The 21,443-nt window shown below is 74.9% G+C and carries 17 protein-coding genes and 1 riboswitch; of the genes, 8 read left to right on the forward strand and 9 right to left on the reverse strand.

The window, feature by feature from the left end; all coding sequences use genetic code 11:
- Positions 1-81 precede the first annotated feature (81 nt).
- Both KJS59_RS31340 and KJS59_RS21200 read right to left on the reverse strand, forming a co-directional pair.
- Positions 82-4,104 carry a multicopper oxidase domain-containing protein gene (locus KJS59_RS31340; protein WP_249714619.1) on the reverse strand — a complete coding sequence of 1,341 codons (4,023 nt, stop codon included), beginning with the start codon at positions 4,102-4,104 and terminating at the stop codon, positions 82-84.
- On the reverse strand, positions 4,101-4,856 hold the full coding sequence (locus KJS59_RS21200; RefSeq protein WP_213454703.1) for a helix-turn-helix transcriptional regulator: 756 nt from the start codon (positions 4,854-4,856) through the stop codon (positions 4,101-4,103). Before KJS59_RS21200 ends, KJS59_RS31340 begins: the two co-directional genes overlap by 4 nt.
- Positions 4,857-4,907: 51 nt before the next feature.
- On the opposite strand from KJS59_RS21200, the gene KJS59_RS21205 reads away from it, so the two are divergent.
- Both KJS59_RS21205 and KJS59_RS21210 read left to right on the forward strand, forming a co-directional pair.
- On the forward strand, positions 4,908-5,705 hold the full coding sequence (locus tag KJS59_RS21205; RefSeq protein WP_213454704.1) for a DUF2249 domain-containing protein: 798 nt from the start codon (positions 4,908-4,910) through the stop codon (positions 5,703-5,705).
- Between the two features lie 81 nt (positions 5,706-5,786).
- The gene (locus KJS59_RS21210) at positions 5,787-6,209 is read left to right on the forward strand and encodes a hemerythrin domain-containing protein (RefSeq protein ID WP_213454736.1); all 423 of its coding nucleotides are present in this window, start codon (positions 5,787-5,789) and stop codon (positions 6,207-6,209) included.
- 71 nt (positions 6,210-6,280) lie between these two features.
- On the opposite strand, the gene mgrA is transcribed toward KJS59_RS21210, so the two are convergent.
- On the reverse strand, positions 6,281-7,297 hold the full coding sequence (mgrA, locus tag KJS59_RS21215; protein WP_283775833.1) for an L-glyceraldehyde 3-phosphate reductase: 1,017 nt from the start codon (positions 7,295-7,297) through the stop codon (positions 6,281-6,283).
- A 63-nt stretch (positions 7,298-7,360) separates the two neighbouring features.
- A riboswitch (glycine riboswitch) is annotated at positions 7,361-7,466 on the forward strand.
- An 81-nt stretch (positions 7,467-7,547) separates the two neighbouring features.
- Between mgrA and gcvP the strand changes: the two genes are divergently transcribed.
- Entirely contained in the window at positions 7,548-10,373 is a 2,826-nt protein-coding gene (gene gcvP / locus KJS59_RS21220) for an aminomethyl-transferring glycine dehydrogenase (RefSeq protein WP_213454705.1), read from the forward strand.
- 450 nt (positions 10,374-10,823) lie between these two features.
- Here gcvP and KJS59_RS21225 read toward each other — a convergent pair whose 3' ends face one another.
- Positions 10,824-11,024, reverse strand: coding sequence for a DUF5999 family protein (locus KJS59_RS21225; RefSeq protein WP_213454706.1), 201 nt, complete (start codon positions 11,022-11,024; stop codon positions 10,824-10,826).
- Between the two features lie 634 nt (positions 11,025-11,658).
- Here KJS59_RS21225 and def point away from each other — a divergent pair.
- Positions 11,659-12,165: a peptide deformylase gene (gene def, locus KJS59_RS21230; protein ID WP_213454707.1), complete on the forward strand. Its 507-nt coding sequence runs from the start codon at positions 11,659-11,661 to the stop codon at positions 12,163-12,165.
- On the opposite strand, the gene KJS59_RS21235 is transcribed toward def, so the two are convergent.
- The 4 genes from KJS59_RS21235 to KJS59_RS21250 form a co-directional block, all read right to left on the reverse strand.
- The gene (locus KJS59_RS21235; RefSeq protein ID WP_213454708.1) at positions 12,162-13,316 is read right to left on the reverse strand and encodes an alanine racemase; all 1,155 of its coding nucleotides are present in this window, start codon (positions 13,314-13,316) and stop codon (positions 12,162-12,164) included. The genes def and KJS59_RS21235 overlap by 4 nt on opposite strands.
- The gene (locus tag KJS59_RS21240; RefSeq protein WP_249714621.1) at positions 13,306-15,186 is read right to left on the reverse strand and encodes an IucA/IucC family protein; all 1,881 of its coding nucleotides are present in this window, start codon (positions 15,184-15,186) and stop codon (positions 13,306-13,308) included. The genes KJS59_RS21235 and KJS59_RS21240 overlap by 11 nt, the downstream gene beginning before the upstream one ends.
- A complete protein-coding gene (locus KJS59_RS21245; RefSeq protein WP_213454709.1) occupies positions 15,183-16,832 on the reverse strand; it encodes an IucA/IucC family protein in 1,650 nt (549 codons plus the stop codon). Before KJS59_RS21245 ends, KJS59_RS21240 begins: the two co-directional genes overlap by 4 nt.
- Before the next feature lie 799 nt (positions 16,833-17,631).
- A complete protein-coding gene (locus KJS59_RS21250) occupies positions 17,632-18,003 on the reverse strand; it encodes a MerR family transcriptional regulator (RefSeq protein WP_213454710.1) in 372 nt (123 codons plus the stop codon).
- A 195-nt stretch (positions 18,004-18,198) separates the two neighbouring features.
- On the opposite strand from KJS59_RS21250, the gene KJS59_RS21255 reads away from it, so the two are divergent.
- The 4 genes from KJS59_RS21255 to KJS59_RS31835 all read left to right on the forward strand — a co-directional run bounded on the left by KJS59_RS21255 (position 18,199) and on the right by KJS59_RS31835 (position 20,651).
- On the forward strand, positions 18,199-19,125 hold the full coding sequence (locus tag KJS59_RS21255) for a DMT family transporter (protein ID WP_213454711.1): 927 nt from the start codon (positions 18,199-18,201) through the stop codon (positions 19,123-19,125).
- 176 nt (positions 19,126-19,301) lie between these two features.
- Entirely contained in the window at positions 19,302-20,084 is a 783-nt protein-coding gene (locus tag KJS59_RS21260) for an endonuclease/exonuclease/phosphatase family protein (RefSeq protein ID WP_213454712.1), read from the forward strand.
- Between the two features lie 10 nt (positions 20,085-20,094).
- The gene (locus KJS59_RS21265) at positions 20,095-20,538 is read left to right on the forward strand and encodes a GNAT family N-acetyltransferase (protein ID WP_249714623.1); all 444 of its coding nucleotides are present in this window, start codon (positions 20,095-20,097) and stop codon (positions 20,536-20,538) included.
- Positions 20,520-20,651 carry a hypothetical protein gene (locus KJS59_RS31835; RefSeq protein ID WP_283775834.1) on the forward strand — a complete coding sequence of 44 codons (132 nt, stop codon included), beginning with the start codon at positions 20,520-20,522 and terminating at the stop codon, positions 20,649-20,651. The genes KJS59_RS21265 and KJS59_RS31835 overlap by 19 nt, the downstream gene beginning before the upstream one ends.
- On the opposite strand, the gene KJS59_RS21270 is transcribed toward KJS59_RS31835, so the two are convergent.
- Positions 20,648-21,439, reverse strand: coding sequence for an LLM class flavin-dependent oxidoreductase (locus tag KJS59_RS21270; protein ID WP_213454713.1), 792 nt, complete (start codon positions 21,437-21,439; stop codon positions 20,648-20,650). The two genes, KJS59_RS31835 and KJS59_RS21270, sit on opposite strands and share 4 nt — an antisense overlap.
- Positions 21,440-21,443 lie beyond the last annotated feature (4 nt).

Raw genomic sequence — 21,443 nt, forward strand, 5'->3', positions numbered from 1 at the left:
GGTCGGTAGCCCGCGCCGCCGCGCCCGCCGCCCGCGCCGCGGCGCCCTGGTCCGCCGACGATGCCGCGGCGCCGGGCCGGGTCACGGCCGGCCTCGCCGGACGTCGAGAACGCCGCGGGCGCCCCGGTCGGCGTCGACCATGACGTGGGAGACGAACGGGTAGTGGCCCGGTTCGGGGAGCACGGTTTCCACGAATCCTCCGGCGGCGGGAGCGAGATCGAGGACCTGGGCCCCGCCGGGGTCGCCGGGGCGCAGGTCATAGTGGCCTTCGCGGTAGACGGTGTCGAACTGGGCGCCGACGATGTGGAAGGCGCTGGGGCGGTTGGGTCCGGCGTCGAGGACCCAGACGCGTACCCGTTGCCCGGCGGTGGCGCCCAGCGGCCGGTGGACGTACTGACTGGTGTACCCGTTGAAGGTGACGGCGTCGGGCTGCTCGGCCTGCATCCTGGTCAGGTCGCCGGGCTGGCCGTCGGGGCCGAGGTAGAACTCGGACTGGACCAGGACGTACTCCCGATCGACGGGGGTCAGGTCGGGCGGGTCGATGATGACGGCACCGTACATGCCGTTGCCAATGTGCAGCAGCATCGGCATCGTCGAGCAGTGGTACATCCAGATACCGGCCTTCGCGGCGGTGAACCGGTAGGTGAGTCGCTGGCCGGGGTCGATCGGGCGCATCGGCACGTCGGGGGCGAGGGCGCCGGCGTGGAAGTCGATGCCGTGGTCGATGCTGCCGTCGTTGACCAGGGTGATCTCGAACGTGTCGCCGATCCGGCCGCGCAGGGTGGGGCCGGGGGCGGTGCCGTTGAAGGTCCACAGCCGTTGTCGCACGCCCGGGGCCACCTCGCGGACCACCTCCCGCACGTGGAGTTCGATCTTGTGTACGCGGTCGGTGGTGGCGGCGGGGGCGGTGGCGTCGCGGGCGGTGAACCCGGGGCCGGGGTCGAGCATGGCGTCGACGCGCGGGGCGGTGCCGTCCGGTGCGGGGGCGCCGCCGTGGTCGTGCACGGCCGCGGCCTGGCCACCATCGCCGGTGGTGGTGACGGTGATGGTCATGCCGGCCTGCCGGTGGCCGGGCAGGGAGCACCAGCCCTCGACGGTGCCACCGATGATGCCCGCGTCGAGGCGGGCGGTGCCGCCGCGGCCGATGGTGCCGGTCTTCGCCCCGGTGGCCAGGACGAGATCGTGCCGGCGGCTGTCCCGGTTGGTCACCTCGATGACGAGCCGGTCGCCGGCCGGCACGGTGAACCGGTCGGGGTGGAAACGCATCCCGTCGGCGGTGACCGCCACCGTGGTGGTGTGGCCGGTGGCCGCGACCGGGGCGGCGGCGGTGACGGATCCGGCGGCCGGGTCGGTGACGCGCTGCGCGGCGACGCCGACGAGCACGGCGACCAGCACCAGTGCGACGCCGCCGGCCACACCGCCGAGCGGGCGGGACCGCTCCGCCGGCGGTGGCGTGGCGGCGGGCGTGGGATCGGCCGGGGCGGTGGTGGCGGGCACGGGCTGTCTCCTGGTGAGGATGAGACGGAAGGCGGGGATCAGGAACTGCACCAGCGCGGCGAGTACCAGCAGCGACGTGGTGATCCGCACGTACGGCGGCACCGGCAGCAGGTACACCCCCAGGGCGGCGTTGGCGGTGGCCACCCGCTGCGCCCCGTGCCGGTCGAGCTTGGCGATGGCGGCGCGGACGCGGGAGGGGCCGCCGCCGAGGGCCACGGGCAGCAGGTGGGTCAGGGCGCCGAGCAGGGTCTGCGCGGCGAAGCCGACCAGCAGCGGTACCAGGACCTGGGGGAACCGGTCGACGGCCCGGTCGGGGCCGGCGGCGGTGGCCAGCGTGGCGGCGTCGATGGCGAGGGCGGCCAGCAGCCAGCCGCCGGCGGCGGCGAGCGACCAGGCGGCGAACGACGACGGCGGCTTGCCCCGGGCGGCCCGCACCGCCGGCAGGATGACGATCCCCGCGGCGACGGCGGTGATGGCGAGGCCGCCGACGGCGAGGACCGGCCACCAGCCCAGGACCCCGACGGCGAGCAGCACCAGGCCGACGAGGGCGGTGGGCAGCGCGGTACGGGCGGCGGCAACGGCGCCGTCGGCCATCCGGGTGCGCAGGATGGTCGGCCACAGGGTCAGCGCGGTGCCCAGCACGGTGAGGGTGACCCAGCCGAGCAGGTTGACGTGGGCGTGGAACAGGATCAGCCGGGCCCGCGCGCCGTCGTCGGTGACGAGCATCCACGCGCCGGCCGGGATTCCGGTCAACAGCGCGACGGCGCCGGCCAGGTAGTAGCGCACGGTGATGCCGAAGCGGGCCGGGAGCGCGGCGCGCAGCCGGGTCCGCAGCCAGGACAGGTGGGCGCAGATCGCCGCGAACACGGCCGCGGCGCCGCCGACGCCGACCCACGGCCGGTCCAGGGCGCCGCCGGCCAGCACGGCCAGCACGCCGGCGTTGAGCAGCGCGAGGCGTAGGGTTTCGCCGCGCCGGCCGGTCCCGGCCGGCACGCGCAGCACGGCCGCGGTGAAGTGGGCGCTCCAGATGACGATGGCGTTGCTCACCGCGCCCAGCAGCAGCAGGTGGATGGCCAGCCACCGCCATTGCGCCAGCATCGGATGGGCGAAGGCGACCACGACGATCCCGGCGAGGTAGCCCAGCGGCAGCAGGCCCGCGCGGCGGTGCCAGCCGGCCCGTCCCGTCTGCGCCCCACCGGCCGTGCCGGGCGCCCCCTGGCCCGGCGCCGACCTCGCCGCGACGCCGCCCGGCGTCGCGCCTGCCGTCGCGCCTGGCGTGTTGCCTGGCGTCGCGCCTGGCGTGTTGCCACTTGGCGCCGCGCTCCCCGCTGTGCCGCGCGGGGCGCTGCTTGGCGCCCCGTTTTCAGCCGGCCGGGTACGCACCGCGATGCCGGTCGGCGCCGTTCTCGCCGCGCCGGCCACGGTCGGTGCCGCGCCCGTCGCGGCGCGGGCCGACGCCGCGGCCCGCGCGGGGCCGACCACGGCCGGCTCCATCGCGGGCGTGTGACGCGGGCGGCGGTGAGGGGCGTGCCGGGCCGCACGCACCGACAGGACGGCGGCGCAGGCGGCGAAGCCAGCGACGGCGGCGACGTTGGCGGCGCCCGTCCAGCGCCACACCGGCTCCCAGCCGGCGCCGTCACCGGCCGCGACGCGAATCAGCAGGGACCCGTGGAGCAGGGCGAGCGGGGCGTACAACACCGGCCGGTACGGCAGCGGCCGGCGCAGCACGGCCGGCAGGATGACCGGCGCGTGCACGAAGATCATCGACATGGTGAAGCCGAGGAACACCGCGTGCAGCGTGGCGTCGTACCGGGCTCCCGCGGCGGTGCGTCCCGCGCCGGACCACAGCACGCCGGCCAGCGCCAGCCAGGCGTACCCGGTCAGCAGGCCGACGGCGACGTAGCGGGGCAGCCCCCGGGCGTGGACCGTGCGGCGGGCCACGTCGTGGCCGGCCAGCCAGGCCACCACGGCGAGCAGGCCGGCGCCGAACAGGTGCGCGCCGGCCGCCGGCCACAGCGTCGCCGCGGTGGCGCCGGCGACGAGGGTGGCCAGCGCGGCGAGGAACCAGCGCCGCGGGCGGGGGCCGGCGAGGGCGACGTGGGCCAGCTCGAGGCGTTCCCCGGCGATGGTGGCGACCACGAACGTGGCCAGCCACGGCACCAGGTCGGGGATCGGCAGGCCGGCGAGCCACAGCAGGGTGGCGGCGTACCAGGCGAAGGCCCCGGCGATCTGGGCGAGCAGCGCCACAGAGCCCTGCCGGCGCCACAGCGCCCGGTAGACGGCGAGCAGCGACACCCCGCCGGCGGCGAGCAGGAGCTTGCCGGCCGGGGTGGGGCCGGCCGCGATGAGTACCAGCGCGCCCGCACCGGTGCAGGCCGGCGCCGCCAGGGCCCAGCGGGTGCCCAGCGCGACGGCACGCTCCAGCGCGATGAGCGTCCCGACGAACCCGAGGACCATGACCGGCCCGTGCACGTCGGCCAGGGCCGGCCGCGGGACGGGCAGGGCGAAGCCGAGCAGCAGCAGCGCCGCGTAGAGCCCGGCGAGCAGGGCGAGGCCGCCCGCGGCCACCAGCGGCACCCGCGCGGCAACGGTGGCGGGTCGGGTCACCGCTGGCCGTCCGGTGCCCCGGGCGCCGGGACCCGAAGCCGCACGACGCAGGCGGTGGGGGCGGCGAACGGCTCCAGGACGGCCTCCCCGTCGGGGGCGCCGGCGGCGTGCAGTACCCCGGAGACCATGCCGGCGTGCAGGCCACACATGACATCCGGGTGCTGGCCGACCAGCTCCAGGAACGGGCACGTGTGCAGGTGCACCTCGACGGCGTCCCCGGCGGCCGGGGAGTCCCCTGGATGCCGGTGGCGCCCGGTGCCCGGCGCGAGTCGCGGGTCGAATCCGAGCCGCCGCAGGACGCCGACGGCGGTGTCGACCGGCCCGCCGGTCGGCTCGTCGCCCGGTGTGTCGGTGGTGCTGCCGAGTTGCCGGCCCCAGGCCCGCCCCGCCTGGACGGCGGTAGGAACGCCGCCGCCGGTCGTGGCCAGGTGCTCCAGCAGCGCCGCGGCCAGCGTCCGGTAGGGCGCGGGAGCGGGTTCGGGCGCGGCGCCGCGGTAGCGCCACGCCGGCCGCCCGGGGCCGCCGCCGCTGGCCCGTGCCTTGACCAGCAGGCCCGCCTGGACCAGGCGTTCCAGGTGGGCGCGCACGGTCGAGGGGTGCAGGCCGGTGTGCTGGGCCACCTCGGCACCGGTCAGGCCGGTGTCCGCGGCGCGGATCAGCCGCAGGATAGCCACCCGGCTGGCCGAGGCCAGCGCGCGGTGCTGTGGCGTGTCGATCGTCTCCCCCGAGGGGCCTGGCCGCGCGGTTTTCACGAGGACTAACGTTATAACGTCGATCAGCAATAAAACTTGGGAGAGGGTGCCATGTCACAGTCGGACGCCGACCGCGCCGCCGCCACGGCGGTCGTGGCCCACCACACGCGACTCGCCGCGGATCTCACCCGGCACGTCGCCGCGTTGCGCGTCGCCGCCGCCGGGGCCGGACCGGATTGGCGGCCCAAGCGGGAGACGCTGGCGCAATGGCTACGGACCGAACTGCTGCCGCACGCCACCGCCGAGGAGGCCGCCCTGTACCCGGCCGCCGCCGCCCAGCCCGGCGGGCGGCTGCTGGTGGACGGCATGCTCGCCGAGCACCGGACGATCGGGGCACTGGTCACGGCGCTGGAGACGGCCGAAACGGCGCTCGACGCGGCGGTGGCCGGCGGGGCGCTGGCCACGCTGTTCGAGGTGCACCTGGCCAAGGAGAACGGCCTGGTCCTGCCGCTGCTGCTCGACGCCGCGCAGGTGTCCGTCGCCGACCTGCTGGCCGGCATGCACGACCTGCTCGGCGCCGATGAGGCCCCGGACGCCGGGTGCGGCTGCGGGGGCTGTGGCTGCGGCGGCGACCGGGGTGCCCCCGACGCGCCGGTGCCGACGCTGAGCGTCGACGCGCGCATCGACGTGCGCAGCCTGCCGCACGGCGAGCGGCACGCCCGGGTGCTGGCCGCCCTCGACTCGCTCGCCGCGGACGCGGCCCTGGTGCTGGTCGCCCCGCACGCGCCCCGCCCGCTGCTGGCCGAGATCGACGCTCGCTACCAGGGGCAGATCGACACCCAGTGGCTACAGGAAGGCCCCGACGTCTGGCAGATCCGGCTGCACCGCCTGCCCGTCGCCGCTGCCTGAGCGCACCCGCCCCCGGTACGCCGCACGCACCGTGCCGGTACGCGCGCCGGCACCCGTCCCACCCAGGAGGTGTCCGAAATCATGTGCAACTACTGCGGCTGCCGGAACTTCCCGCTCATCGCCCGGCTCGCCGAGGAACACGAGCGGATCGCCAACGCCGCCGGGCGGCTCCGCCGGGCCATCACCCACGGCGAGGCCGATCCGGTCACCGCGCTGGACGACCTGCTCGCCCTGCTCCTGCCGCACACCACGGACGAGGAGACGGGCCTGTTCGCCGAGCTGCGCGCCGAGGGCAGCCTCGCCGAGGCGGTCGACAAGCTGTGCGCCGAGCACGCCGACATCCACGGCGTGCTCGGCGCCGTCGACCGGACGGTGCCGGACTGGGCGGCGGTGGTCGCCGCGCTGGACCGGCTGCACCGGCACATCGACAACGAGGAGCACGGCCTGTTTCCCGCGTCGGTCGTCGCGCTGCCGATCGACGCGTGGGACCGCGTCACCCCGTAGCCCGGCAACGTTCGACCCGCCCCGTGTGCCCGGCGGCGCAGGCCGAAGCCCCCGTACGGGAGCGAGGCGGGTCAGGACGTGGCGAGGATCTGGTCGATCTCGGTAAGTTCCTCGTCGGAGAGGTCGAGGTTCGTGATGGTGGCGACATTCGCCTCCAGCTGGGCGACGCTGCTGGCGCCGATGATGAGGCTGGTCATCCGGGGATCCCGCAGCGCCCAGGCCAGGGCCAGTTGGGCCAGCGAGCGGCCCTGGCCGGCGGCGAGGCCGTTCAGGGAGCGGATCATCGCCATGGTCTGCGGGGTGAGCTCGTCCTCGGAGAGGAAACGGCTGGTGCGCACCCGCGAGTCCGCGGGGATGCCGTGCAGGTACCGGTCGGTGAGCAGACCCTGGGCGAGCGGGGAGAAGGCGATGCAGCCGGCACCGGCCGAATCCAGGGTGTCGAGCAGGCCGTCCCGTTCGATCCAGCGGTTGACCATCGAGTACGACGGCTGGTGGATGAACAGCGGGGTGCCCAGGTCGGCGAGGATCGCGGCGGCGCTGGCGGTCTGCTCCGCGCTGTAGTTGGAGATGCCGACGTAGAGGGCCTTGCCGGAGCGGACGGCCGCGTCCAGCGCGCCCATCGTCTCCTCGAACGGGGTGTCCGGGTCGGGGCGGTGCGAGTAGAAGATGTCGACGTAGTCCAGGCCCATCCGCTTCAGCGACTGGTCCAGCGAGGCGAGCAGATACTTGCGGGAGCCCCACTCGCCGTACGGGCCGGGCCACATGTCGTAGCCGGCCTTGGTCGAGATGATCAGCTCGTCCCGGTACGGGCGGAGGTCGGCGGCCAGGATCCGCCCGAAGTTCTGCTCGGCGGACCCGGACGGCGGGCCGTAGTTGTTGGCCAGGTCGAAGTGGGTGACACCGAGGTCGAAGGCGCGGCGGCAGATGGCCCGCTGGGTGTCCCACGGGCGGCCGTGCCCGAAGTTGTGCCACAGCCCGAGGGAGATGGCCGGCAGCTTGAGGCCGCTGCGGCCGGCCCGGCGGTACACCATCGTGTCGTAGCGGTCGCCGTCCGCGGCGTACGGGTCGAAGGGGGAGTGATCAGCCACGCCGACACCCTATGCCGACACCCGCCCGAAACATGATCGCTGGTAGCGTGGGGCGTAGCCGGTAACACCCGCGCGGGAGAGTCCGCCCGAGGGTCGAGCGACCCGGGTCGGCGCCGAAGGGGCAATTCCTCCCCGGAACCTCTCAGGCACCCAGGACCGCGGCGGGCATGGCGCTCTGGAGCGACGACGCGACAGAGGGGGAGGGCAGCACGACCGCCCCCGCCCCGTCGACCCGCCGCTGGAGTACCGGATGACCGCCTTCGCCGACCGCCACATCGGCCCCACGCCCGAGGACCAGCGCCGCATGCTGGACGCGGTCGGCTACGGCTCGGTGGACGAACTGATGGACGCGGCGATCCCCGAGGTGATCCGCTGGCACGGCACGCTGGACCTGCCGCCGGCCGGTACCGAGGAGCAGGCGCTCGCCGAGCTGCGGGCGATCGCCGGCCGGAACACCGTCGCGACCTCCATGATCGGCCTCGGCTACCACGGGACGCACACCCCGCCGGTGATCCGCCGCAACGTGCTGGAGAACCCGGCCTGGTACACGGCGTACACGCCGTACCAGCCGGAGATCAGCCAGGGCCGGCTGGAGGCGCTGCTGAACTTCCAGACGATGGTGGCGGACCTGACCGGGCTGGCCACCGCCAACGCGTCGATGCTGGACGAGGGGACCGCCGCGGCGGAGGCGATGACGCTCGCCCGCCGCGCCGGCCGGTCGAAGAGCAATGTGTACCTGGTGGACGCGGACACGCTGCCGCAGACGCTGTCGGTGATCGGCACCCGGGCCGAGCCGCTCGGCATCGAGGTCCGGATTATCGATATCGACAATCCGGAAACGGCCCTGCCGGACGCGTTCTTCGGGCTGCACCTGCAGTACCCGGGCGCGTCGGGGGCGGTGCGCGACCACGCGGCGGTCATCGCGGCGGCCCACGAGCGGGGCGCGCTCGTCACGGTCGCCGCCGACCTGCTCGCCCTCACCCTGCTGCGTCCGCCGGGGGAGGCCGGCGCCGACATCGCGGTCGGGAACACGCAGCGGTTCGGGGTACCGATGGGCTTCGGCGGCCCGCACGCCGGCTACCTGGTGGTGCGCGCCGGCCTGGAGCGCATGCTGCCGGGGCGCCTGGTGGGCGTGTCCCGGGACGCGGACGGCAACCCGGCGTACCGGCTGGCCCTGCAGACGCGCGAGCAGCACATCCGGCGGGAGAAGGCGACCAGCAACATCTGCACCGCGCAGGTGCTCCTCGCCGTCATCGCCAGCATGTACGCGGTGTACCACGGGCCGGAGGGCCTGCGGGCGATCGCCGAGCGGACCCACGCGAAGGCGGCGCGGCTGGCGGCCGGGCTGCGCGAGGGCGGGGTGGCCCTGGCGGAGCAGCCGTTCTTCGACACCGTCACGGCGACGGTGCCGGGGCGGGCGGCCGGGGTGGTCGCGGCCGCCGCCGAGCGCGGGGTGAACCTGCGCCTGGCCGGGCCGGACACGGTCGGCGTCGCCTGCGACGAGACCACCACCGATGCCCACCTGGCGGCGGTGTTCGCCGCGTTCGGCGTCGCCGAGCCGGCCGGCGACGGGCACGACGCGCTCCCGCCGGGGCTGGCCCGGATTACCGAATTTCTGACGCACCCGGTGTTCCACGCCCACCGGTCCGAGACGGCGATGCTGCGGTACCTGCGCCGGCTCGCCGACTTCGACTTCGCCCTGGACCGGGGCATGATCCCGCTCGGCTCGTGCACGATGAAGCTGAACGCGACCGCCGAGCTGGAGCCGATCAGCTGGCCCGGGTTCGCCGACCTGCACCCGTTCGCGCCGGCGGGGCAGGCCGCGGGGTACCGCGAGCTGATCGGTCAACTGGAGGGGTGGCTGGCCACGCTCACCGGGTACGACGCGGTGAGCGTGCAGCCGAACGCCGGGTCGCAGGGCGAACTGGCCGGCCTGCTCGCGATCCGTGCGTACCACCGGGCGAACGGGGCGGGGCACCGGGACGTGTGCCTCATCCCGTCCAGCGCGCACGGGACCAACGCGGCCAGTGCCGTCATGGCGGGCATGCGGGTGGTCGTGGTGGCGTGCGACCCGGAGGGCAACGTGGACCTCGCCGACCTGGACCGCAAGATCGAGGCGCACCGGCCGGCGCTGGCCGCCATCATGGTCACGTACCCGTCCACGCACGGGGTGTACGAGTCGGGCATCGCGGCGCTGTGCGCGAAGGTGCACGACGCCGGCGGCCAGGTGTACGTGGACGGCGCCAACCTCAACGCGCTGCTCGGGTACGCCAAGCCGGGCCGGTTCGGGGCGGACGTGTCGCACCTGAACCTGCACAAGACGTTCTGCATCCCGCACGGCGGTGGCGGTCCCGGCGTCGGGCCGGTGGCGGTGCGCGCCCACCTCGCCCCGTACCTGCCGGGCGACCCGCTCGCCCCGCGACGCGAGGACGGGGTCGGGTCGGTGTCGGCGGCGGCGCACGGCTCGGCCGGCATCCTCCCCATCCCGTGGGCGTACCTGCGGATGATGGGTGGCGAGGGGCTGACCCGCGCCACGGCCGCCGCGGTGCTCTCCGCGAACTACGTGGCCGCCCGGCTGCGGGACCACTACCCGGTGCTGTACGCCGGCAACAAGGGCCTGGTCGCGCACGAGTGCATCCTGGACCTGCGCCCGCTGACCAGGGCGACCGGCGTGACCGTGGACGACGTCGCCAAGCGGCTGATCGACTACGGCTTCCACGCCCCGACGATGTCGTTCCCAGTGGCCGGCACGCTGATGGTCGAGCCGACCGAGTCCGAGGACCTGGCCGAGCTGGACCGGTTCTGCGCGGCGATGGTCGCCATCCGGGCGGAGATCGACCGGGTCGGCTCGGGCGAGTGGCCGAAGGGCGACAACCCGCTGGCGAACGCGCCGCATACCGCGCAGATGGTCACCGGGGACGAGTGGCGCCACCCGTACCCGCGTTCGGTGGCGGCGTACCCGGCGGGCGTGGACCGCGCGGGCAAGTACTGGCCGCCGGTGCGGCGCATCGACGGGGCCTACGGCGACCGCAACCTGGTCTGCGCCTGCCCGCCCCCGGAGGCGTTCGAGCAGTAGCCGTACCCGTCGCCCGTCGATTTTGGCCTCGTGATGGGTGACAAATGCCGCGATCACCCTCGAACCAGGCGCTGGGTCGCCCGCCGGTACGGGTCGACGAGGAGCCCGGAGCGTTCGTTGGAGAAGGTCGCGGGCAGGCTGCCAACCTCCAAGATCGACGGAGGGGCAGGCGCAAGGGGGCGGGCGCGAGGGGCGGAGGGCCCGCCGGGCCGTGCCCAGCGGCGGAGGGCGGACGGCGGAAAGCGGGGTATCGCGGCGGGTCGCCCGCCGGGCTCGACGGCGGCGTCGAGGCTGTCCGGGACCGTTCCGGCTGCGCTTCCGGGCGACTCTGGTCGCTCTCGGTGATGGGCGTTCATGTCACGGAACGGTCCGTGGTGCTGCCTCGGTGCTGCTGCTGTGCGGTGTTGTCGTGCGGTCGTGCCGTGGTGCGGTCGTGCCGGCGTGGGTCGCTCAGGCGGCGAGGGCGTGCTGGGCCGGGCCGCGGTGCGGCTCGATGCAGCTGCCGTCGGGCAGCAGCTCGCCGGTGTCCTCAAAGGCGATCACTCCGTTGCAGAGCAGGCTCCAGCCCTGTTCCGGTACGGCGGTGATCACTCTGGCGGCCTCCCGGTCGACGGCGTCGGCGGAGGGGCAGGGGGGTAGGTGCGTACACATCGGGGTCTCCGGACTGTGGTGGTGTGTCACCGTTCACATGACCAGTAACGCACAGTACTACGTTTTTGGGCGCATCATCGAACCCGTTTCGGCGGCGAATGGGGCGGATCCCCCGTTCGGCCGAGGCGGTTCGGGCCGGTGGTCCCATCGGCGGCTCCGTCGGCGCCGAACCGGCTCTTCCGACCAGTGTAGGCATCTCCCCGCCAACGCGGTGACCTCGAATGGGAGCGCTCCCCTTCGCAGGCGTCCGCGTCCGCGGCCAGGTTGCTGAGCCTTGCCGTGGCGGCGACTCCCCACCCATGGTCGGACGCTATCAACGGGCAAGCTGTTCGATGCCGGACAGGTGGTGCGTCGGCAATACGGCCGGTATTCATTCCCGGGCACGGTGACTCTTCGTGTATGTGGGGCGCACCTGGCGAACCCGCGCCGGCGAGCCCGGGCGGTACGGCGACGCCCCGCCGGTCATCGCGATCGAGCCGTAACGGCGCCGGGTGGCGTTCGGTCGCCTCGCCGCCGTTGATCCGCCCCGGTGAGCGCGACCGCCCCGCGGCCGCCGCTGATCAGCCGGATGATCCACCGGACGGACGTGCCCGGGGCGACCCGGAAGAGTAAGGATCAGCTACGCTTTCCGGTCATGACCGTTCGGCCGATCCGGCTGCTCGGGGACCCGGTGCTGCGCACCCCCACCGAGCCCGTCACCTCCTTCGACGCCACCCTGCGGGAACTGGTCGCCGACCTGCTGGACACCGTCGCGCTCGCGGGCCGCGCCGGGGTGGCCGCCCCGCAGATCGGGGTCAGCGCCCGGGTGTTCAGCTACCGCGCCGACGGGCAGACCGGGTACGTGGTGAACCCGGAGCTGGAGGTCGGCGAGGAACTCCAGGACGGCGAGGAGGGCTGCCTGTCCATCCCGGAGCTGTACTTCCCGACCCCGCGGGCCATGCACGCGACGGTGCGCGGCTTCGACCAGCACGGCACGCCGATCACGGTCAGCGGCAGCGGCTTCCTGGCACGGGCGCTCCAGCACGAGACCCAGCACCTGGACGGCATCCTGTACGTGGACACGCTCAAGGGCCAGACCCGGCGGGAAGCGCTGCGGAGCATCCGGGCGGCCCCGTGGGCCGGGCAGCGGGCAAGCCGCTAGAGAACGACCATCTCCGGGTACGGGTGGCGCAGGAACTCGCGGTGCGAGATGTCCCAGCCGTAGGCGCCGGTGCGGGGGAACACGAGCAGGTCGCCGGCCCGCAGTCGCGCCACCGGGTGGTCGCGGGCCAGAACGTCGCGCGGCGTGCACAGCTCACCGACCGCGTCCACGGTGGTGTCGCGGATCTCGGGGCGCGGGAACGGGTACGGCCAGCGGTCCACCGGCAGGACCGTGAACGGGTGGCTGTAGCCCCAGGCCGCCGGGAGCCGGAAGTGGTGGGTGCCGCCGCGCAGCACCGCGAACCAGCGCCCGTGGGTGCGCTTGAGGTCCAGCACCTCGGCCGCGTACCAGCCGGCGGCGGCGGCCAGGTACCGGCCCGGCTCGACGGCCAGCTCGACGCCGTCGGGCACGGCGATGCCGGACAGCGCGGCCGGGTCGAACGCCGCCGCACCGGTGTAGTCGACGCCGAAGCCGCCGCCGGCGTTCACGTACCGCAGCGGGAAGCCCGCCCGCGCCGCCGCCCCGAGGGACCAGTCCAGCGCGTCCTCGATGAAGGCGGCGTGCGCGGCGGCGTCCAGATTGTTGGAGACGGCGTGCAGGTGAAAGCCGACCAGGTCGAGGCCGGGCAGCGACCGGGCGAGCGCGGCGGCGTCCGGCAGGCCGTCCTCGTCGATGCCGAACGGCGTCGGGGTTCCGGTCATCCGGTGGCTGCCGGCGGGGCCCGCGCCGCGCCGGTTCACCCGCAGGGCGATCGTCGCCGCCCGACCGCCGGCGACCACGGCGAGGCGGCGCAGCTCGTGGCGGCTCTCGACGTGGATCGTGGCGCCGGCCGCGACCGCCGCCGCCAGGTCCCGATCGGTCTTCGCCGGCCCACCGATGGCCACCCGCCGGGCGCCGGCGGCCACGGCGAGGGCCAGTTCCCCGCCCGAGGCGACCTCGAGGCCATCCGTGGCCGCGGCCAGCGTCCGCACCACCGCCGGGTGGCCGTTGGCCTTCACCGCGTACAGCAGTGTGGTGCCGGCGGGCAGCGCGGCGCGCAGGGCGGCGGCCGTCGCGCGCAACGCCGCCGTGTCGTACACGTAGGCGCAGGCGGGGGAGGGCAGCTCGCGCAGCGCGGCGGCAACCCGCTCGGGGATCGGTTCAGGGCGCATGCAGGGCGTTCCTCACCGGCACATACAGGTCGCCGCCGCCGTGGAGGCGCATCCGCACCAGCGCCTTATGCGGCACCACCGGGGCGGTGAAGGCGCGGTGGTCGTCCTGCGCCCCGGCTCCCATGTCGTCGTACGTTTCGTCCAGCACCTCGCGGACCCGCCGCCAGGCCGCCCGCTCGTCCAGGCCGTGCGAGCCCGTCAGCGTCACCACGATCTCGCCGAGGTGCGCCTGCACCGCGGTGTACCCGACCTTCGCGCGCAGCACGTCCGGGTCGCCGGTGGCGATCACCGAGCCGGGCCACAGCGGCAGGTCGATACCGGCGGCCGCGAGCCGGGGACCGTGCACGCGCAGCCCGGCGAAGTCCCGCAACGCGATCCGCGCGGGCACCCCGTCCACGAAGGTGGGCAGGCAGTTCTGCAGGTGGACCTCCAGCCCGACCCCGTACCGGGCCGCCAGCCGCAGCACCGGCGGCAGCAGCAGCGCGGCGTACTCGCCGACGAACCGCAGCGCGGCCTGGTCCGGCCGGCGCAGCCCGCGGGTGATCGCGTACCGGTCCACCAGTTCGGCCAGCACGGTCCGCCCGCTGACCGGCGACCGGGCCGGCAGAGCCCCGCCGGGAACCGCGATCTCGCCGGGTCGCAGCCGCTCGTCCAGGCCCGCGCGCAGAATGGCGGACAGGTCCCGCCCGGTTGCCGGCACCGCAGCCCCGGCGGCCTCCGCCATCAGTAACACCCGCTCCTCGCCCGCCAGCAGGCGGTGCAGCAGCGCCGAGACCGCCGGCCCGTTCCGGGCGCTGGCCACGGAGATGCTCCGCCGCGTCGAGGTGATCTGGATGTCCAGCGACAGCTTCAGGTACCGGTGGCGCCCGTCCGCGCCGATCGGCGGCAGCAGCGTGCGCAGGGCCGCGGTGGGCGCCGCGGGCAGGCTCGCCTCCACCGGGTGCAGCAGGCCGTCCCGCCACAGCGCCGCGTGCCGGTCGCGCAGCGCCGCCGTCAACTGCCATTCGTGTACGGGGTGCAGCGCGTACCCGGGCGGCGGGGCGGGCAGCTCCGGGTACGCGGCGGCGAGCGCGCGCCCCAGATCGTCGCCCTCGAGCGCGTCCCGCCGGACGGCCACGAACCCGACTCGGGTGTAGCCGGTCTCCAGATCGTGCGCGAGCAGGTCACCGACCCGCCAACCGAGCCGGGTGCGCCCGCACGGGTGCAGATTGTGCCCGTCCACGGCCAGCCGCTCGTACCGCAGGGCGCGCTGGTCCGCCGCCAGCCTGCCGTACAGGGCGACGAGGTCACGTGGTCCGCCGCCGGCGGGGTGAATGGCGGTCGCGGCAATGCCGTCGCCGGTGGCGCTGTCGGTGGCCGCGCTGTGACCGCCGGTGGTGTGGGCGGCGGCCCCATAGGTGGTCGCGCCGCCGGCGGCACCGCGATGGCCGGCGCCCTGTTGGGCGGTGCTCCGGTGGTCGGCGCCTGGTTGGGCGGCGCCCTGTTCAGCGGCGCTCTGATGGGTGGTGCCGGTGGCGGCGGTGCGGATGGCGCGGTCGAGGGCCTCGCGGCGGGCGTAGGCGACGGCGAGGTTCACCACGGCGTCGGTCAACTCGCCCGCGAGCGGCGGCAGCAGCGCGGCCGGGTCGGCGCCCGCCGCCGCCGGGAACTCCACCCGGTCGAAGCCGTGCCGGCGGCCCCGACCGGCGTAGCGCTCGCGGGCGTCGCCGATGTCCTCCCGACACAGCGCCCCGAGCAGCCGCCGCCCGACCGTGTCGGCCGCCCGGCCGAGCGAGCGCTGGAATCCGTCCACCAGGTGCGGCGCCACCCGGTCCAGCTCGGCGGCGGCGTCCTCGGCGGCCGCGTCGAGGGCGGACGCGGCGGTCGTCACGCGTACTCCGCGAGCGGGTTGGGCAGCGTGGCCCACCGGTCCGCGAGGGGGTCGGCGGCGAGCCGCATCGCGGTGGTGGCCTTGACCGGCAGCGCCGACGCGAACAGGCCGGCGAGGTCGGCCGGCTCCGCGCCGGGCACGTCGCGGATCTCCTGCGCGACCCGCCGCCACAGGACCGCGGGCTCCACACCGTGCGCCCGGGACAGCGCGGCGACCCGCTCGGCCAGGGCGACCCCGGCGGACGCGTACACCTTCGTGCGCAGGACCTCGGGGTCGTCGCAGGGGACGTCGCCGTGCAGGGGAGGCGGCTCGACGCCGTGGGCGCGCAGGAGCCGCGGGCTGATCCGGACCCCGCCCATATCCCGATAAGCGATGCCGGTAATCCGCTTATCGGCCACGACCGCGAGGGTGTTCTGCCCGTGCGCCTCCAGGGCGACACCCCGCCGCAGCAGGGCGAACAGCGGCGGCAGCAGCGCACCGGCGAGCCGCCCGACGAACGCGACCGGATCCCCGGTGGTGGTCAGCGCGGCCAGCGGCACGGCGCCGGCCGGGCTGCCCTGGCGCACCACCACCGCCAGGCTGCGGCACGGCTCCCCGTCAACCAGTGCCGCGCCGGCCGCCGTCTCCGCGAGCACGTCGACCCCGCCGAGCCGCGCGAGGAGCGCGCTGATCGCCGGTCCGTTGTGCAACGCGGCCGGGGAGACGGTACGGACCGCGCTGGTCATCTGCACGTCCACGGCCGTCTTGAGTTGACGCGCACCGTCGCTGAGGGTCCGCAACGACATCAGCGGGCGGGCGTGGACGACCTCGCCGGTCGGGCGCAGCCACGGGTACCGGTCGCGGACGTGGTCGAACTGCCACGGGTGCATGGGCAGCAACGGTGGCAGCCGTTCGCCGGTGCTCAGCCAGTGCCCCGCCGGCACGGCCACCAGCGGCAGCGCCACCAGCGGCCGGTGCTCGGGCGCGTAGGCGAGGACGTCCGCCGTGGTCATGCCGTGCCGCGTGCGGCAGCCGGGGTGCAGCGGGTGGCCGTCCACGACGGACTGCTCGGCGTCGCTCGGGTCGCGCCACGGCGGCGCGGTGGGCGGCTGGGCGGCGCGACCGAGGGCGAGGTTCGCCACGCTGTTGGCCAGTTCCGCCACGAACCGCTCCGGCCAGCCCAGGGCCCGCGCCAGCTCGGCCGGGTCGTCGAACGCGCGGCCGTCGCAGGTCAGGGCCAGCCCGTCCGGCGGTACGGCGAAAGCATCGGCCACCCACACCGGGCCGCACACGCTGGTGCCCGCATCGAGGTCGGTGAGGTGTTCGTGGCCGGGCTCCACCGCCGGGCCCGGGGCGATCGTGTCGGCGGCGCCGGAGCTGGACGGGCCGGCACACCGCTCCACCTCGCGTGGCCCGGCGAGCCGATTGGCGAGGGCGAGCGTGACTTCCAAGGTGCCGGTCCGCTGGTGGCGGGCGGTGAGGCCGGGGAGGGGTTCGCGGGCGAGGGCACCCCACAGCCGCGCGAGGACCGCGGCGCGGGCTCCGGGGAGGGCAGCGCGGAAGGGGGCGACCAGGTCAGGACGAAGGATACGCAGCGCCGCGAGGGTGGCACCGGCGTCGGGCGTGCCGGCCAGCGGCGGGCTGGCGGTAGCGCGGGTGCTGGTCAACGGCTCCATCCGGGGCGTGGGGTCGCAACATCGTCCATTGTCCGTGCCGCCCCACCCGCCGCCATCCCGACCCCTCCAACCTATCTTCCTAGGATGCCGCAGGCGGTGTGGGTTGCCGCACGCGTGCGCAGTGGCTTGGGACGTTGTACGCCACGGACAAGCGGGGGGAACGGGCTGCCATGTGGCGCCCGTGCTTGAGGGGCTGTTCGTTGTACTGGTCGGTCGCGATGTGTTGCCGATGACGCGGCCGATTAGCGAGCCGTGGACGCCAACGCCCGCAACGCTCGGGACTGCGGTGCTCCGGGCAGCGGGCAACCGGCCAGGACGGGGACACCGGAACCCGGGATGCACTCGACGCACGGCGGGTCATCAATCCAGCTTCCTAGGATGACTTAGAGGACGTACGCCGTGCCACAGCTCAATACCGCATGATCAAGCACCGACGTCACCCGGCTCGCCTCTGGACGGTGCGGACGTCCAGAGGCGAGCCGGGCTGGTCAGTGACCGGGATGAGATGCCTGATGGACCGGGCGGCGGGGGATAGGGGCCACTCGGCCGGGTCGGTGTCGGGCCCGTTGTCGGCACGGCGAGCCGGACGAGAACAATCACGGGGCCGGAGCGCGAGTCGCTGCGTTGGCCGCCGGAGCGGCTGGCCGGCACGTTCCTCAGTGTGTTGTTCTCCCGCGGCCGGCCGCCCGGTGAGGACGGCCGGCTCGAACCGGCCGAACTGGCGGACCTGTTCCTCAACGGCGCGTTGCGGTGACCGTTTCCCTCCCCGCCGGGGATCCGGGTTCCCGCGTCAGCCGGTCGGTTCCAGCAGCGACTGGTAGTAGGCCACCTTGCCGCGGATGTGTTGCTGTTGTGCGCGCAGGTGTGCGATCTGCGCCTCGACCTGCCGGTCGTGCTCCTCCAGCAGGTCGATCCGCTCGCGCAGGGTCGCGTCGCCGGCCCGCGCCAACTCGGCGTACCGGAGCATTCGGTTGATCGGCATGCCGGTGTCCCGTAGGCAGCGCAGGATGCCGAGCCAGGACAGGTCGTCGTCGGTGAAGATCCGCTTTCCGCCGGCGGTGCGGGCGATGTCGTCGAGCAGGCCGATCCGCTCGTAGTAGCGCAGCGTGTCCAGGCTGAATCCGGTCTTTTCGGCGACCTGTCCCGGCGAGTAGCGGTCCATGGCGGCAACCGTGCCACAGGCCGCGGCGGGTTCGTACCCGCGGGGTACGGTACCGCCGTGCCATACGCGATTCTCCCCCCGCCCGTCCGCTAAGGGCGGCGCTTTTGCGCGATCCGCCGGCCGGCGCCACGCCGCCCGGCGGTCGCTCGTCGCCCGTGTCCGGTCCGATCGGTGGCGACGAGGTGGGAGACGTGTGTGTCTGTTCGTATCGTTCCCGGGCCGGTGGCCCGGGGTTTGCTGGCGGTCGCCGTGGCGGCGGCCGCGTGGGGTACCGGCGGTGCGGTCGCGGCGGTGCTCTATGCCGGGGCGGGTCTGGGTCCGCTCGCGGTGTCGTTCTGGCGTTTCGTGGGTGGTGCGTTGCTGCTTGCCGCCGCCCGGGCGGTTCTGCGTCCGTCTGGTGGCGGCAGCCCGTCGGTGCGGCGCCTGGTGGTGACCGGCGCCGGGTTGGCGGTTTACCAGACCGCGTATTTCGCGGCGGTCCGCGATGCGGGGCTGGCGCTGTCAACGATGGTGACTCTCGGCGCGGGGCCGGTGCTGATCGCGGTGGGCGCGCGGGTGGTGGCGGCGGAGCGGCTGAGCCGGGCGGGTTCGGTGGCGGTCGCCGGGTCCCTGGTGGGCCTGGTGCTGCTCGTTAGCGGCAGCGGCGGCGATGGTGTGCGGGTGGACGCGGCGACGCTGCGCGGTATCGGGTACGCGTTGCTGTCCGCGACCGGGTACGCGGCAACGACGGTGCTGACCCGCCGCCTGGACCGGGCGAGCCCGTCCGACCCGTACGCGGTGGCGATGGGCGGGTTCGTGGTCGGGGCGGTGTGCCTGCTGCCGCTGGCTTTCGCCGAGGGGTTCCTGCCGGGCCGGGGCGCCGGGTGGTCGTCCCTGGTGCTGCTGGGTTACCTGGCGGCGGTGCCGACCGCGCTCGCGTACGGGCTGTTCTTCGCCGGTCTGGCCGCGGTGCGGGCGACGACCGCGTCGGTGGTCGCGCTGCTGGAGCCGTTGACGGCCGCGGTGATCGCGGTGTTGCTGCTCGGTGAGCGGCTCACGCCGGCGGTGGTGGCCGGTGCGGTGGTGCTGCTTGCCGCGGTCGTGGGGCTGGCCGTTGACGAGCGGCGCGCCGCGACCGTCTGACCGGGGCTGGGGATGCCGAGCGGCGGGGTGGCGGCCAGCGCCGCCCACCCCGCCGTGTCTCGGTTCAGCGGCGGCGCTGTCGCAGGCGCAGCCACACGCCGACCGAGCCGATCGCCACGAACAGGATTATCGAGCAGCACAGGGCCTTGAGCACCGGCTGATCGTAGGGTGCAGGGGTGCGTCTGGCGACCTTCAACCTGCTGCACGGCCGGTCGTTGACCGACGGCCTGGTCGAGCCGGAGCGGCTCGCCGGGGCGGTTGCCGCCCTGGACGCGGACGTGTTGGGCATCCAGGAGGTGGACCATACCCAGACCCGCAGCGGCAACGTGGACCTCACCGCGCTGGCCGCCGGGGCGCTCGGCGCCGTGGACCACCGGTTCGCCGCCGCGGTGGTCGGCACCCCGGGGGTGGGGATCCGGGCGGTGACCTCCGAGGAGGACGGCCACGGCGAGCCCCGGTACGGGATCGGCCTGGTCAGCCGTTTCCCGGTGCGGTCGTGGCACGTCTTCCGGCTGCGCCCGGCGCCGGTCCGTTCGCCGGTGGTGATGGCGGGTCCGCGCGGCGGGCGGCTGTTGTTCCTGGCCGATGAGCCGCGGGTGGTGCTCGCCGCCGTGGTGGACACGCCGGGTGGCCCGTTGACGGTCGGCAACACCCACCTGTCGTTCCTGCCCGGCTGGAATGTGCGGCAGTTGCGGCAGGCGGTCGGGTTCCTGCGTACGTTGCCGCCGCCGCGGGTCCTGCTCGGTGACCTGAACCTGCCCACCCGCGCCGTCGCGTTGATCACCCGGTGGCGGCTGCTGGCCCGGGTGCCCACCTACCCGGCGCCCAACCCGCGGGTGCAACTGGACCACGTGTTGCTCGACCCGCGCGGCGCGCCGCTGCCACCGGTCGTTTCGGTCGATGTGCCCGAGGCGCCGATCAGCGATCACCGGCCGCTCGTGGTGACCCTGGCGGGTTAGGGTCGGTCGGGTGCGCACCGAACGGCTGATCATGCGGCAGTGGCGGGACAGCGACCGGGGCGCGTTCGCGGCGTTGAACGCCGACCCCGAGGTGATGGAGTGCTTCCCGGCGGTGATGACCCGGGAGCAGAGCGACGCGTTCGCCGACCGTATCGCCGCCGGCTTCGCCCGCCATGGCTTCGGTCTGTGGGCGCTTGAGGTCGCCGGCGCCGGCGAGTTCATCGGCTTCACCGGGCTCCAACCGGTGAAGCTGCCGGTGCGTGGCTACCCCGGGGGCGACGCCGTGGAGGTCGGTTGGCGGCTGGCCCGCCGTGCGTGGGGCCACGGCTACGCCGCCGAGGCGGCCCGGGAGGCGCTGCGGGTCGCTTTCGACGAGTGGGGCTGCCGGAGGTCGTCTCGGTTACCGCGGTGCGTAATGAGCGCTCGCAGCGGGTCATGCGTCGCCTTGGCATGATCCGCGACCCGGGCGACGACTTCGACCATCCCCGCGTACCGGTGGGTCCGCTGCGCCCGCACGTGTGCTACCGGCTGACCGCCGACCGGTGGCGGGCCCAGCTCGCCGGTTAGCGTGGCGGGCCGGCGGTGACGACTTCGCGGAACCGGTCGAGCGCGCCCGGGGTGGACAGGTCGGCCGCGTCCGGGCCGCTGATCAGCCAGGTGGCGCCCGCTTCGGCGTACTCGCGCGGGGTGAGCGGCGGCTCCAACGGGACGACCAGGTCCGCGTCCGGCCCGATCCGCGCCCGCACGGTGGCGATCTGCTCGAGCGTCAGCCCACCCGCGGTGTCGCGGCCCAGCGCGTACACGCCGTCGTAGCGGGCGGCCCGATCGAGTGGTCGCCGGTGCGGCCAGGTCGCCGCCACCCAGATCGGTGGCCGGGGCGCCTGCACCGGGCCGGGGGAGATCCGCGTCCGCACCCGGAACCGCTGGCCCTCATGCTCCACCGGGCCGCCGTGCAGCAGCCCCTCCAGCACCTCCAGTGCCTCGTCGAGGGTGTCGCCGCGCTCCCGGTCGCCGCCCGGCTCCCCGAACGCGGTGAACTCCGAGGCCGGCCACCCGAGCCCCACGCCGACGATCAGTCGCCCGCCGCTGAGGTGGTCCGCGGTGACGATCTCCTTGGCCACCTTCCAGGGCCGCCGCCGGGCCAGCGGGGTCACCAGCGCGCCGAGCCGGACCTGCCGTGTCGCGGTGGCGATGGCGCCCAGCAGCACCCACGGGTCGTGCAGGGGCAGGCCGTCCTCGAGGTGGATGTGGTCCCAGACGAAGAACCCGTCCCACCCGGCCCGGTCGGCCGCGACGGCCAGGTCCACGAGGTCGGTGGGGGCGGCGGTCGGCGGCACCGACAGGGCGAACTTCACCCGT

The organism is Rhizomonospora bruguierae (assembly GCF_018397995.1).
Lineage (GTDB): Bacteria > Actinomycetota > Actinomycetes > Mycobacteriales > Micromonosporaceae > Rhizomonospora > Rhizomonospora bruguierae.

Coding starts and splice junctions, on each gene's coding strand:
- KJS59_RS21250 (WP_213454710.1), bottom strand. CDS start 18,003: ATGGACCGCTACTCGCCGGGACAGGTCGCCGAAAAGACCGGATTCAGC.
- KJS59_RS21210 (WP_213454736.1), top strand. CDS start 5,787: ATGTGCAACTACTGCGGCTGCCGGAACTTCCCGCTCATCGCCCGGCTC.
- KJS59_RS21205 (WP_213454704.1), top strand. CDS start 4,908: ATGTCACAGTCGGACGCCGACCGCGCCGCCGCCACGGCGGTCGTGGCC.
- KJS59_RS21235 (WP_213454708.1), bottom strand. CDS start 13,316: ATGCGCCCTGAACCGATCCCCGAGCGGGTTGCCGCCGCGCTGCGCGAG.
- KJS59_RS31835 (WP_283775834.1), top strand. CDS start 20,520: ATGCGTCGCCTTGGCATGATCCGCGACCCGGGCGACGACTTCGACCAT.
- def (WP_213454707.1), top strand. CDS start 11,659: ATGACCGTTCGGCCGATCCGGCTGCTCGGGGACCCGGTGCTGCGCACC.
- gcvP (WP_213454705.1), top strand. CDS start 7,548: ATGACCGCCTTCGCCGACCGCCACATCGGCCCCACGCCCGAGGACCAG.
- KJS59_RS21225 (WP_213454706.1), bottom strand. CDS start 11,024: ATGTGTACGCACCTACCCCCCTGCCCCTCCGCCGACGCCGTCGACCGG.